This window comes from Paucibacter hankyongi, from assembly GCF_037482915.1.
GTDB lineage: Bacteria > Pseudomonadota > Gammaproteobacteria > Burkholderiales > Burkholderiaceae_C > Paucibacter_A > Paucibacter_A hankyongi.
Genome location: NZ_JBBHJX010000016.1, coordinates 50,761 through 63,321, shown reverse-complemented (window position 1 = coordinate 63,321; position 12,561 = coordinate 50,761). Strand labels below are relative to the sequence as shown.

At 63.4% G+C, this 12,561-nt stretch carries 11 protein-coding genes; 8 read left to right on the top strand and 3 right to left on the bottom strand.

Annotated features, from left to right (window positions below):
• The first annotated feature begins 4 nt into the window (after positions 1-4).
• From WG899_RS18795 to WG899_RS18770, 6 genes are all read left to right on the top strand, one after another.
• Complete coding sequence (locus tag WG899_RS18795; RefSeq protein ID WP_339597189.1) at positions 5-1,225, top strand: ABC transporter permease; 1,221 nt, start codon at positions 5-7, stop codon at positions 1,223-1,225.
• An 18-nt stretch (positions 1,226-1,243) separates the two neighbouring features.
• Entirely contained in the window at positions 1,244-2,611 is a 1,368-nt protein-coding gene (locus WG899_RS18790; protein ID WP_339597188.1) for a sigma-54-dependent transcriptional regulator, read from the top strand.
• Between the two features lies 1 nt (position 2,612).
• Positions 2,613-4,058 carry a sensor histidine kinase gene (locus WG899_RS18785; protein WP_339597187.1) on the top strand — a complete coding sequence of 482 codons (1,446 nt, stop codon included), beginning with the start codon at positions 2,613-2,615 and terminating at the stop codon, positions 4,056-4,058.
• 147 nt (positions 4,059-4,205) lie between these two features.
• The gene (locus WG899_RS18780) at positions 4,206-4,847 is read left to right on the top strand and encodes a nucleotidyl cyclase domain-containing protein (RefSeq protein ID WP_339597186.1); all 642 of its coding nucleotides are present in this window, start codon (positions 4,206-4,208) and stop codon (positions 4,845-4,847) included.
• A gap of 96 nt (positions 4,848-4,943) precedes the next feature.
• Entirely contained in the window at positions 4,944-5,396 is a 453-nt protein-coding gene (locus WG899_RS18775) for a hypothetical protein (protein WP_339597185.1), read from the top strand.
• 6 nt (positions 5,397-5,402) lie between these two features.
• Positions 5,403-5,819 (top strand): PilZ domain-containing protein, encoded by a 417-nt coding sequence (locus WG899_RS18770; protein WP_339597226.1) that lies wholly within the window; start codon positions 5,403-5,405, stop codon positions 5,817-5,819.
• A gap of 4 nt (positions 5,820-5,823) precedes the next feature.
• Here the strand turns inward: WG899_RS18770 and WG899_RS18765 are convergent, their stop codons facing one another.
• On the bottom strand, positions 5,824-6,672 hold the full coding sequence (locus WG899_RS18765; RefSeq protein WP_339597184.1) for an alpha/beta fold hydrolase: 849 nt from the start codon (positions 6,670-6,672) through the stop codon (positions 5,824-5,826).
• A 374-nt stretch (positions 6,673-7,046) separates the two neighbouring features.
• Between WG899_RS18765 and WG899_RS18760 the strand changes: the two genes are divergently transcribed.
• Together WG899_RS18760 and WG899_RS18755 are read left to right on the top strand one after the other, a co-directional pair.
• Positions 7,047-7,253, top strand: a complete 207-nt coding sequence (locus WG899_RS18760) for a cold-shock protein (RefSeq protein WP_058720877.1) — start codon at positions 7,047-7,049, stop codon at positions 7,251-7,253.
• Positions 7,254-7,659: 406 nt separating this feature from the next.
• Entirely contained in the window at positions 7,660-7,878 is a 219-nt protein-coding gene (locus WG899_RS18755; protein WP_339597183.1) for a hypothetical protein, read from the top strand.
• Between the two features lie 152 nt (positions 7,879-8,030).
• Here the strand turns inward: WG899_RS18755 and WG899_RS18750 are convergent, their stop codons facing one another.
• Positions 8,031-9,422: an efflux transporter outer membrane subunit gene (locus WG899_RS18750; RefSeq protein WP_339597182.1), complete on the bottom strand. Its 1,392-nt coding sequence runs from the start codon at positions 9,420-9,422 to the stop codon at positions 8,031-8,033.
• Positions 9,423-9,425: 3 nt separating this feature from the next.
• Positions 9,426-12,554: an efflux RND transporter permease subunit gene (locus WG899_RS18745; RefSeq protein ID WP_339597181.1), complete on the bottom strand. Its 3,129-nt coding sequence runs from the start codon at positions 12,552-12,554 to the stop codon at positions 9,426-9,428.
• Positions 12,555-12,561 lie beyond the last annotated feature (7 nt).

The window sequence follows — 12,561 nt, the reverse complement described above, 5'->3', positions numbered from 1 at the left end:
AAATATGGACATCCTGCCCATCCTCGCCACGCTGAAGCGCCACAAAACGGCATCATTTTTGATCGTGCTGCAGATCGCCTTGACCTGCGCCATCGTCTGCAACGCCTTGTTCTTGATCATGCAAAGGGTCGAGAAAATCAATGAGCCCTCCGGCCTGGCAGACTCGGAAATCGTCGCCATCCGAATGGGCGGCATCGGTCCGATCCAGAACGAGGACGCGCTGACCCGCGCCGATCTGTTGGCGCTGCGGGCCCTGCCCGGCGTCAAGGAAGCCACGCTGCTGAACCAGTTTCCCTTTGGCGACAATATGCAGATGAGCACCATGCGTCTGCAGCCGAATTCAGATGGCAGCGGGGTCGATGCATCGCTGTATGCGGCCAGCGAAGGCTGGCTGAAAACCACCGGGCTGCGCCTGATCGCCGGACGTGATTTTGAATCCGGCGAGTACCAAAACCAATCCGATGTCGACAAGTCCGATGACCCCAGCATTCCTGCCGTCATCCTCAACCGGGCGATGGCCAAGCGCATGTTCCCCAAGGGCGATTCGCTCGGCCAAGTCATCTACGGCATTGGCGAAAAGCCCATCCGCGTCGTTGGTGTGATCGACACCCTGGTGTCGGCCCAACCGGGCGGCAAAGAGGAGGCGCTGAGCTACAACATGGTGTTCCCGGTGCGTTCGAGTTTTCGCAGCGGCACCTATCTGCTACGCACCGAGCCTGAGCGGCGCGACGAGGTGTTGAAGGCGGCGGCCGAGGCGCTGGACAAGAGCGGGCCCAACCGGATCAAGTCGGAGAGCAAACGCCTGGAAGACTACCGTGACCGCTACTACCGCCAAGACCGCAGCATGATCAATTTATTGGCCGCCGTCTGCTTGGCGCTGCTGGTGGTGACGGCCTTTGGCATCGTCGGCCTAGCCAGTTTCTGGGTCCAACAACGCACCCGCATGATTGGCACGCGCCGCGCACTGGGCGCCACCCAGGGTCAGATCTTGCGCTACTTCCAGACCGAGAATTTCATTCTCTCCAGCGTCGGCATCTTGCTCGGCATGGGCGCGGCCTATGGCATCAGCCTGGCGCTGATGAAGCACTACGCCCTACCGCCGCTGCCGCTGGCCTTTCTACCTATAGGCGCGTTGATCCTCTGGGGTCTGGGTCAATTGGCGGTGCTGGTGCCGGCACGTCGGGCCGCGGCCCTGCCACCGGTGGCCGCCTTGCGCGGTGCTTGATTGCTATGCTGCGGCCCCATGCGTACTGTTCTGATCATTGACGACAACCCCGGCGTCGGCGAGGCCCTTTCGCTGCTGCTGTCGCTGCACGATATCGAGCCCCTGTATGCGGCCAGCCCCGAGGCGGGTATGACCATGCTGGCCGGCGGCAAGGTCGACCTGGTGATACAGGACATGAACTTCACGGCCGACACCACCTCGGGTGCCGAGGGCGTGGCCTTGTTCCGCGCCATTCGGGCCAAGTATCCCGACCTGCCGGTGATCCTGTTGACCGCATGGACGCGGCTGGAAGCGGCGGTGGAGTTGGTCAAGGCGGGCGCGGCCGACTACCTGGCCAAGCCCTGGGATGACAGCAAGCTGATCATCACGATTGGCAATCTGCTGGAATTGTCGGAAACCTCGGGCGAGTTACGACGCAACCATCAGGAACGCCGTGACCGCCGTGCAGCCTTGCAGCAGCGCTTCGAGTTGGACGGCTTGGTGTTTGCCTCCGAAGCGATGCTCTCAACCTTGGAGTTAGCGGCGCAGGTCGCGCGCACGGAGTTGCCGGTCTTGGTCAGCGGCCCGAATGGCTGCGGCAAGGAGCGGGTGGCGGCGCTGGTGCATGCCAATTCGGCGCGCCGCAAGGGCCCGTTTGTGGCGCTCAATTGCGGGGCGCTGCCGGCCGACTTGATCGAAGCCGAGCTCTTCGGCGCGGACAGCGGCGCCTTCACCGGCGCCCACAAAGCACGCGAGGGCCGCTTCGAGGCGGCCGATGGCGGCACCTTGTTTCTCGATGAGATCGGCACCCTGCCACTGGCCGGCCAGGTCAAACTGCTGCGTGTGCTGGAAACCGGCCGCTTCGAGCGACTCGGCTCCAGCCGCACCCGCGAGGCCCAGGTCCGCATCATCAGCGCCACCAACGCCGATCTGAAGGCGATGGTGGCGGCCGGCAGCTTTCGCGAAGACCTGTACTACCGCCTAAATGTGTTCGAGCTGCGCCTGGCGCCCTTGGCCCAGCGCCGCGACGATATCTTGCCACTGGCCGAGCATTTCCTGGCTGCCAACGGCACCGGCGGGCCATCGGCTCGGCTCGACGAAGCCGCCCGCAGCGCGCTGATGAACCACGGCTGGTCCGGCAATGTGCGCGAGCTGAAGAACGTCATGGCGCGCGCCGGCCTGCTGGCCGGCCATGGCACCATCCACCCCGGCCATTTGGGCCTGGAGGCCGCGGCCCCTAGCGCCGCCCCGGCAAGCCGCAACTTGGATGAGCCGAGCCGAGAGGCCGTGGTGACCGCACTGGCCGCCGCCGGCGGCGTGGTCAGCCGCGCCGCCCAGGACCTTGGCCTGTCGCGCCAGGCGCTGTATCGGCGCATCGAACGCTACGGCCTCGACCCGGCACTCTGAGATGCGCGGCCCCAGTCTTCAGCTGCGCCTGAGTTGCCTGCTGCTGCTGGCGGCACTGGCCGGCTGGCTGGCGCATGCCGCCGTTGGCATCTGGCCGCTGCCGCAGCTGCTGAGTTGGCTCGGCCTGGGCGACTGGGTCCCCGAACCCTGGAGCGCAGCCGGCTTGGGGCTGAGCCTAATGCTGTTATTGCCCTCCGTCCTGTGGCTGGCTGGGCTGATGATGGCTCCGCTGAAAAAGCTGCTGCGAGCCCTGCAAGGCTCGGTGCTGAGCTATCGCGACGGGGACTTCAGCATGTCGCTAGCCGCAGAGGGATCTCACCGTTATGGCGAGTTGGGCGAGTTGCTGCGCCTGCACAACCAACTCGGCCTGGCGCTGCGCGAACAGCGCCAACACCTGGCCCAACGGGAGTTGCTGCTCGACAGCGTGGTCCAAAGCACACCGGTGGCCATGCTTTTGTGTGGCCCCGAGGGGCGGGTCGCCTACGCCAATCTGGCGGCGCGCCAATTGCTGGCCGAAGGCCGCAGCCTCAATGACAGCGACCTGAACCAGCTGCTGGCCCAGGCCCCGGCCGCCCTGCGCGACGCGCTTCAGAATGGCCGGGATCAACTGGTCTCGGTCAGCGAGTCCGGCGAAGACGAGCATTTCCACATCTCGCAGCGCCAGTTGCTCCTGCAAGGTCAGCCACACCGCCTGCTGCTGCTGCGGCGCATGACACGCGAGCTGTCGCGCCAGGAGGTGGCGAGCTGGAAGCGCGTCATTCGCGTCATCAGCCACGAGCTGAACAACTCGCTGGCGCCGATCTCGTCGCTGGCGCACAGCGGCGCGGAGCTGGCGCGGCGCGGCCAGATCGAGCGGCTGGAGGGCGTGTTCCAGAGCATTGGGGGACGCGCCAAACATCTGCACAGTTTTCTGTCCGGGTACGCCACCTTTGCCAAGCTGCCGCAGCCGCAAGCCAGCACTGTCGCCTGGCCGCAGTTTTTGGCCGATCTGGCTAGCCACAGCCCCTTCAAGTTGCAGGGCGACTTGCCCGACCGGCCGGGCTTTTTTGACGCCGGCCAGATCGAGCAGGCACTGATCAATTTGATCAAAAACGCCCATGAGGCGGGCGGCCCGGCCGAGGAGGTCGGCCTGTGCCTGCGCCAACAAGAGACGGAGTGGGTGCTGAGTGTGTTGGACCGCGGGCCGGGCATGAGTGAGACAGTGTTGGCGCAGGCCTTGTTGCCCTTTTATTCCACCAAGCGCAGCAACGAAGGCGGAGGCACCGGCCTGGGCCTGGCCTTGGCGCGCGAGATCGCCGAAGCCCATGGCGGGCGGATCACGCTGGCCAACCGAGACGGCGGCGGTTTGTCGGTCAGCCTGATGCTGCCTCTACCCCTAGCGCTCCCGCTGCCAGAGTCACTGTCCCACCCGCAGCCTCTGTCGCCGCCAGTACCGCCCAGGGCTTGAGGCCCGCCACTCAGCGGCCGATAAACTCGTTATTCTTGCTGCTTAACTATTTCTTCCCTGGGGCGGCGGACAACGATCTGGCCTTGCCTCGGCTTTGAATACGGGTCTTACCGATTCTTCGCTTCTCAGCCCATGCCTACGCCCGCCATGCCAAGCCCCCAATCGGGCACCGAGCCCCTGCTGCAAGCCATTGCCCAAATGGAGGCTATGGCCCATCGTGGAGCGGCTCAGCTGACGCAATTGGCAACACTGCACGAGCAACTCAGCGCCGCCTTTGAGCAGGCCGGTGACTTCGCCCAGGCCTTGCGGCACCACCAGTTGTTCCATCGTTTCAGCATGCAGGCACTGGCGCCCGAAGTGCTGCCCCGCGAGCGCTTGCTGCCGCAGCTGACCGAATTGCTGCAAAGGCCGGATCGAATCGGCAGCGGCCTGTGCCTGGTGGCCCTGAGCATGGATGCGCCGGCCGGTGGCTCAAGCAGCACGCAGTCGCTGGCCCGTCTGGGCGAACTGCTGCGCCTGCAATGCCGACCGGACGACTTGCTGGCGCAACTCGAGCGGGGTGATGGCTTGCTGCTGGCCTTGCCCAATGTGGATCTGGCCTCGGCACGCAAGGTTTGCGAGCGGGTGCGGGCCGCCTGGGCGACACAGCACGGCGGCACCCTCAGCATGGGGCTGAGCGCCTGGCGCGGCCCGATCGATGAACTGCTTCGTTGGGTCGAGCGGGCCGAAAATGGCCTGGCCGCGGCCCAGCATTCGGGCGGCAACTGCCTGCGCAGCGGCGCGGCGTGAATTGCTGCACGAGCGACACCGCTTCTCCGAGAATTCAAACTCCTACACTGTTCGGTCACCATACAGAAGCCGACCGCAGCACGCATTCGTGACACCATGAGCAGCACCGACGCAGACCTGCCCAAACTGGCCATCGCTCTGGAATATGCAGACCTGGCCGCCGCTCACTATCTGGCTGGCGGCAGCGACCATGCGGCCCGACTATTGGCGGCCGCCGCCGAGCAAGTATTGGGCGACCTCGCCCGCCTGCTGGGCCCTCATCACACGCAAAGCGATGAGGTTCAAACGCTGCTCGCCCGCATTGCCATGCGCTACAAGGCCCCGCCGGTGGCTTCGCGCAACCCGCCACACCGACGCGGTCATACCCCGCCGCTGCAGTTCAATCACGCAAGCACCACGCAGCAGGCCAACGATGCCAGGCAAGCGACCGTCGCCTACCTGCGCGCCGCCTGGTACACGCTGGAGTCGATGGGACTGGATGCGGTGGTGCCGCTGCGGCTGCAGCAGGCCGTCGACCAAAGCACGATTTACGCGGTGAATGAGGTCTAACAAGGCCTGACAGCGCTAGCGCCCTCTGCTAGCATCAAAACCAAGCTACAGGAGGCTGCCATCAATACCGAACGCCGCCAGTTCGCCCGCGTCGCCTTCGACGTCGAGGCCGAACTGATCACCACACAGGAACGCCTGGATGCCCAGGTGCTCGATCTTTCCTTGAAGGGCGCGCTACTGCGCCTGTCCGGCGCCACCGATGTAGCGCTGGGCATGCCCTGCCTGCTGAAGGTGCGCTTGGCGGATGGCGAAACCATCATCGCCATGGCCGGCGAGTTGGCCCATATTGAGGGCGACCACGCGGGCTTTCTGTGCCGCAGCATCGACATCGAAAGCATCACCCACCTGCGCCGCCTGATCGAGATGAATCTGGGCGACGCTTCGCTGGTTGAACGCGAACTGGCCGCCTTGATCAGCGGCTGATCACTCAAGCGAGGATGAACTCGCGCAGCACTGCGTAGGCCGCATCGGGGTTGTCGCGCCAAGCACCATGCCCCACATCCGGGAAGCTCACCAGCCGGGACCACTGCGCCGGTAAAGCGGCGGCCATATCGCGCGCGTCCTGCAGCGGGCAGACTGGGTCTTCCTCGCCCGCCATCACCAAGACCGGGCATCGCGCCAAAGCCAGGCCCGGCAGCAGGTTCAGCCCCCGCTTCTCTCCCGCGACGAAGTGCAAAAGGATTTCCTCACGCATCAAGGTCCGCGATCCAGCCTGCGGGTCCAGCGGCGGCCGGGTGTTGTACAGATGCCGGCAACCCGTCCAGTAAGCGGCCCAGTTGGCCGGTGTCGGGTCGGTCCAAAACCGCCGGGCCAACTCGCGTGCCTCGGGGCCACCGCGCTTTTCGAACATCGCTAACTTGCGCTCGATCGCCATATGCGGCGAAGTGCTGGACAGAATGACTTTGGCCGCATGGTCGGGATGGCGGGCGATATAGCGTTGCGCCACAAAACCGCCGAAGGATTGCCCCAGCACGATAGGCTTGCTGATGCCCAGCGCATCACACAGCCGCACCACATCATCGGCCCAGGTATCCAGATTCCACTCGGAGGACGGCCGGGCATCACTGCGACCATGGCCGCGGTGATCGTAGTAAACGATTTGGGCGATATCGGCCAAGCCCGAGAAACCCGGCTTGAAGGCGCTGTGATCAAAGCCAGGGCCACCATGCATACAAATCAGCGTGGGCTTTTCTCGCATGACCGCGCCATCCGGCACCAAGCCCGGCCCCTCGACATCAACAAACAAACGCACCCCGGCACCGATATCGACTCTCATCGTTTCACCTTTTCTGCATCAGGGCTCGAAGTATCACCGCAGCCCCGCGGAGCCGAGAATTGATGAGCGGTCGGTCGCGCCCAAGCGCCCAGCCACAAATGACTCAGCGCGCCCAGAGCATTTGTGATACATTAGCCGGATAGATACGCACAAGACCGTTTCTTCAAGGTCTTCAATCTGCAGCCCCCGCGGCTGGTTCGATGTCCACATCGCACCCGACCGCAACAGTTCGCTTCAACACGCACTTGGGCTCGCTTCAGTTTCAACTCCCCGTTTGACTGTTCTTGAGTGTTTCTGTCTCCGCAGAGCCGCGCCTGTGTGCGCGTCGCGGAGTGTTTTTTTAATTGTTTCCAAAGGAACACATCATGACAACAATGCAAACCGGCACCGTGAAATGGTTCGACGACGGCAAGGGCTTCGGCTTCATCACTCCTGAAGACGGCTCCAAGGACCTGTTCGCTCACCACAGCGAAATCCGCAACAACGGCGGCTTCCGCACTTTGGCCGAAAACCAAAAGGTTGAATTCGAAGTCAAGCAAGGCCCCAAGGGTCTGCAAGCTTCGAACATCCGCGCTCTGTAATTGAGCTCGGGCGGCGCCCTGGTGGCGCTGCCAACCGATGGGTTGACGCGCAAGTGTCAACCCATTGTTTTTGCTAGACGCGTGAGCGTCGGGCCAAGAAGAAGAAAAACCAAAGCCAGGCAATGATCGTGCACGAAGTGTCGATCGATTGACCCAGCACACTGAAAGTGCCTTGCCTCACCCAGGCAAGCCGGGACGGCCCGCCACGGCCGCGCATCATCCCGAAGCCAAGCCGGGCACCCAAGCCCAGCCCCGAGATCGATAGAGGCCTAGAAGACTCTCGATCCACTGCGTCAAGACCGCTATTGCCCGTCAAGCAAGCGGATCAACTCGCGGCAGCACAAGCCCTTCTCCAATCGCGTCTGGACCGCTAACGCTGCGTCAAGACGCACACCTCTTTGAAAAAATGCAAACTACAAAAAGCATTGAGGTGGGCAAATATCTTGTCTCACCCATGATCAAACCGCAGGACGATGGCAGCTACGCCGCGTCCGTTTCTATCCGCTCTGGCCGCGGCATGGCCAGCCATGACCGGGTCATGCGCTTCACACCGCGATTCATCAGCCAACGCGCTGCGATTCGCTACGCCACCGCTGAAGGCTTGGCCTGGGTGCGAGCGCACTGAAGCTACTCTCGTTCACTAGCTGATCGCCCCCGGCCCGGGCTTTCAAAATCCAGGTCTCAGCGATTGCTTTACTGATCGGCGGCGATCAGGCCACAACAAAAAAGCGCCGAGTCTCTCGACACCGGCGCCCTGACATGCAGAAAACCTAAGCCTCAGCTCTTGGCCAAGCCTCCACCCAAGGCTTTGTAGAGCTGCACATGGTTTTGCAACTGGCCCAAGCGCACTTGCAGCAAGGCCTGCTGGGCGGCATAACTCGCACGTTGTGCGTCGAGCAACTCCAGGCTGTTGGAGGCGCCATTGGCGAAACGCAGCTCCACCAACTTCAGACGCTCGGCCTCAGCGCGAGCCTGAGCGGTCTGCGCTTGCAGTTGATCGCTGAAGGTGGCCTTGCCTGCCAAGGCATCTGCCACTTCGCGGAAGGCGGTTTGCACCGTCTTCTCGTACTGCGCGACCGCAATGCCTTGCGCCGCCTTGCTGGCCTGCAAATTGGCTTGGTTGCGACCGGCGTCAAAGATCGGCATCAAGGCCTGGCCGGCCACACTCCACACCGTGTTGGTGAAGAGATTGGACAACTCGCTGCTGGCCGTACCCAAACTCGTCGTCAAGCTGATGGACGGGAAGAAAGCCGCACGCGCCGCGCCGATATTGGCGTTGGCCGCGATCAGCAATTGTTCCGCTTGCAATACATCAGGCCGCTTGACCAAGACTTCAGAGGGCAGACCCGCCGGCAAGTTCGGCGTGCGCTGCAGCGCCAGGCTTTGCGCCTTGGGCAGGTCCTTGGGCAAAGGCTGGGCGATCAAAAGCACCAGAGCGTTCTCGCTGAGTTCGCGCTGACGCTTGGCTTGCGCCAAACTGGCCTGAGCCGAAGCGGCTGCGGACTCTGCCGAATTCAGCTCCAGTGAAGAGCTGGCGCCCGCATCAAAGCGCATGCGGGTCAAACGCAGGCTGTCCTCGCGGGCCTTGGCGGTTTGCGCCGCCAGGAGCAGCAGTTCTTCATCGGCCTGCAATGCAAAATGCGCCGCCGCCACGCCGGCGATCAAACTGATCTGCGCCGCGCGGCTGCCTTCGGCGCTGGCCAGAAAGCGGGCTGTGGCGGCATCGCTTTGGCTCTTCACTTTGCCGAACAAGTCCAACTCATAGGCGCTGATTTGCAGGCCGGTTTGGTAGTTGTTCTGGCTGCCGCCCTTGCCGTCGGGCTGACGGCTGGCGTTCACACCGGCGCCCACCGTCGGCCAACGATTGGCCTCGGCCACACCCGCCATGGCACGCGCTTGCTCCACGTTCAGCAAGGCCACGCGCAGATCGCGGTTGTTGTCCAGCGCCAGTTGGATCAAAGCCTGCAAGCGCGCATCGCCGGCATAAAAGCTCTGCCAGGCCAGATCACTGGCGGCCACGCCTTGCGCCGGGCCTGCCGAGTTGGACCACTGCTCGGCCATGGCTGGCACCAGCCTCTGGTGCTCAGGCGCCATGGACGCGCAAGCGCTCAGCATCAGGGCCGCCGCGGCGGCAATCAAGTTCTTGCTCATGCTTGTTCTTGTCATCATGGTTTACTCCTGCGCAGCCGGGCTCGTCACCGGGGCTGCCTTGCCCTTGAAGATGCGACGCACCACCAGGAAGAACACCGGCACAAACAAGACCGCCAAGACGGTGGCCGAAATCATGCCGGACATCACGCCGGTACCGATGGCGCGCTGACTGGCCGAGCCCGCACCCGTGGCGAAGACCAGCGGCATCACGCCCAGGATGAAGGCCATCGAGGTCATGATGATGGGGCGGAAGCGCAGATGGCAGGCCTCCAAAATCGCCTCCACCAAGCCCTTGCCTTCGGCTTGCAAGTCCTTCGCAAACTCGATGATCAGAATCGCGTTCTTGGCAGAGAGGCCAATGATGGTGATCAGGCCGACCTTGAAGAACACATCGTTGGGCATGCCCTGCAGCGTTGCCCCGGCCAATGCGCCCAAGAGGCCCAGCGGCACCACCAACAAGACCGACAGCGGAATGCTCCAGCTTTCATACAGCGCCGCCAAGCAGAGGAACACCGCCAAGAGCGAGAAGGCCAAGAGGATGGTGGCCTGCGAGCCGGAGAGCTTTTCCTCTCGCGACATGCCGGTCCACTCATAGCCAATGCCGGCCGGCAATTGCTTGACCATCTGCTCCAGCTCGGCCATGGCCGCGCCGGTGGAGGCGCCCGGCACCGCGTCGCCCGCCAAACGCATGGCCGGGTAGCCGTTGTAGCGCACCGCCTGCATCTGGCCGGTGATCCAACGCGTGGAGGCAAAAGCCGACAGAGGCACGCTCTGCCCCTTGGCATTGCTGACGTTCAACTTCAGCAGATCTTCCGGCTGCATGCGTGCGCCCGCGTCGGCCTGCACCACCACCCGCTGCAGACGACCTGCGTTCGGGAAATCATTGATGTAAGCCGAGCCCAGCTGGGTGCCGATCACATTGGCAATCGCTTCATAGCTGACGCCCAGGGCGTTGGCTTTGTCGCGGTCGATGTCGACCTGCAATTGCGGCGCGTCTTCCAGGCCATCAGGGCGCATGCCGGTGATGACCTTGCTCTTGCTGGCCATACCCATCAGCTGGTTACGGGCATTCAGCAGCGCTTCGTGACCGAGGCCGCCGCGATCTTGCAAACGCAAGGCAAAGCCGGTGGCCGTGCCCAGTTCGGGAATCGGCGGGGGCGAGAGCGGGTAGATGAAGGCATCACGCACGCCCATGAAGGCGCCAAAAGCACGACCCGCCAGCGCTTGCGCACTGTGCTGCGGACCCTTGCGCTCATCCCAGGGCTTCAAAGGCACGAACACCAGTGCGGCGTTTTGGCCTTGGCCCGAGAAGGAGAAGCCCAACACGCCCACGGTGGACTGCACCTCGGGTTGCTTGAGCATGAAGTCTTCCACCTGCTTGACGGCAGCTTGGGTGCGGTTCAGGGTAGCGCCCGGCGGCAGCTGCACATTGACGATCAGATAACCCTGATCTTCATTGGGCAGGAAGGAGGTCGGCATGCGGGTGTACATCAGGCCCACGGCGCCAATCACCACGCCGTACACCAGCAACATGCGGCCGCTGCGCTTGAGCAGCTTGGCGACCCAGCCTTCGTAGCCCTTGGCGGTACGCGAGAAGCCGCGATTGAACCAGCCGAAGAAGCCGGTCTTGGCATGCGCTTCACCGGCCGCCACAGGCTTCAGCAAGGTGGCGCACAGGGCCGGCGTCAGCGTCAGCGCCATCAGCGCCGACAGCAGCATCGAGGCCACCATGGCCAGCGAGAACTGGCGATAGATATTGCCGACCGAGCCGGCAAAGAAGGCCATGGGCACGAACACCGACACCAGCACCACGGTAATGCCGATGATGGCGCCGGAGATCTGGCCCATCGCCTTGCGGGTGGCTTCCAGCGGGCTCAAGCCCTCTTCGTTCATGATGCGCTCGACGTTCTCCACCACCACGATGGCGTCGTCCACCAAGATACCGATGGCCAGCACCATGCCGAACAGGGTCAGGACGTTGATCGAGAAGCCCATGGCCAACATGATGGCGAAAGTGCCCAGCAGCGCGATCGGCACCACGATGGTCGGGATCAAGGTGTAGCGCCAGTTCTGCAAGAACAAGAACATCACCAAGAACACCAGCACCACCGCTTCCACCAAGGTGTGCACCACCTGGGTGATGGAGATGTTGACGAACTTGGACGAGTCGTACGGGATCTCGTAATTGATGCCTTCCGGGAAGAAGCGCTGCAGCTCTGCCATGCGGTCCTTCACTGCGGTCGCGGCCGCCAGTGCATTGCCGCTCGGCGCCAGCTGAATGCCGATGCCGGTGCTGGGCTTGCCGTTCAAGCGCGAATAGGAGCCATAGCTTTGGCCGCCGAGTTCAACCCGCGCCACGTCTTTCAAGCGCACGCTGGAGCCGTCGGCATTGGCGCGCAGCACGATGTTGCGGAACTGATCGGCGCTTTCCAACTGTCCCTTGACCACCACGGTCGCGGCCATGGTCTGGGTCGACAGATTCGGCAGCTCACCAATCGAGCCGGCCGGCACCAGCGCGTTTTGTGCGCGGATGGCGGCGTTGACTTCGGCCGTGCTGATGTTGAAGGACTGCAGCTTGGCGGGGTCCAACCAAATCCGCATGGCGCGCTCGGTGCCGAAAAGCTGAGCCTGACCGATGCCGGGCAAACGCTGCAACTCGGGAATGATGTTGCGCGCCGCATAGTCGCCCAGGGCCACCGGGTCAAGCTTGCCTTCCTTGCTGGACAAGGTGACGAAGAGCAGGAAGTTGTTACCCGCCTTGTCGATGCGCACCCCTTGCTGGGTCACCGCCGCCGGCAAACGCGGCGAGGCACGACTCAGGCGGTTTTGCACCTCCACTTGAGCCAGCTCCAGATTGGTGCCCGGCTCAAATGTGACGGTGATGGCGCCCGTGCCATTGGCCTGGCTGACGGACTCCAAATAGGCCAGCTTGGGCGCGCCGTTGAGCTCCTGTTCGATGACGGAGATCACGCTCTCGTCCAGGGTCTTGGCGGAAGCACCGGGGTAGACGACGCTGATGGACAGCGCCGGCGGAGCCACGGTCGGGTACTGCGCGATCGGCAGCTTGGTGATCGCTACCGCACCGAAGACCAGGATGAACAAAGCGATCACCCAGGCAAAAACCGGTCGGTCAATGAAAAAACGTGCCATTGCTTAA

Coding starts and splice junctions, on each gene's coding strand:
- WG899_RS18795 (WP_339597189.1), top strand. CDS start 5: ATGGACATCCTGCCCATCCTCGCCACGCTGAAGCGCCACAAAACGGCA.
- WG899_RS18790 (WP_339597188.1), top strand. CDS start 1,244: ATGCGTACTGTTCTGATCATTGACGACAACCCCGGCGTCGGCGAGGCC.
- WG899_RS18785 (WP_339597187.1), top strand. CDS start 2,613: ATGCGCGGCCCCAGTCTTCAGCTGCGCCTGAGTTGCCTGCTGCTGCTG.
- WG899_RS18780 (WP_339597186.1), top strand. CDS start 4,206: ATGCCAAGCCCCCAATCGGGCACCGAGCCCCTGCTGCAAGCCATTGCC.
- WG899_RS18775 (WP_339597185.1), top strand. CDS start 4,944: ATGAGCAGCACCGACGCAGACCTGCCCAAACTGGCCATCGCTCTGGAA.
- WG899_RS18765 (WP_339597184.1), bottom strand. CDS start 6,672: ATGAGAGTCGATATCGGTGCCGGGGTGCGTTTGTTTGTTGATGTCGAG.
- WG899_RS18760 (WP_058720877.1), top strand. CDS start 7,047: ATGCAAACCGGCACCGTGAAATGGTTCGACGACGGCAAGGGCTTCGGC.
- WG899_RS18755 (WP_339597183.1), top strand. CDS start 7,660: ATGCAAACTACAAAAAGCATTGAGGTGGGCAAATATCTTGTCTCACCC.
- WG899_RS18750 (WP_339597182.1), bottom strand. CDS start 9,422: ATGATGACAAGAACAAGCATGAGCAAGAACTTGATTGCCGCCGCGGCG.
- WG899_RS18745 (WP_339597181.1), bottom strand. CDS start 12,554: ATGGCACGTTTTTTCATTGACCGACCGGTTTTTGCCTGGGTGATCGCT.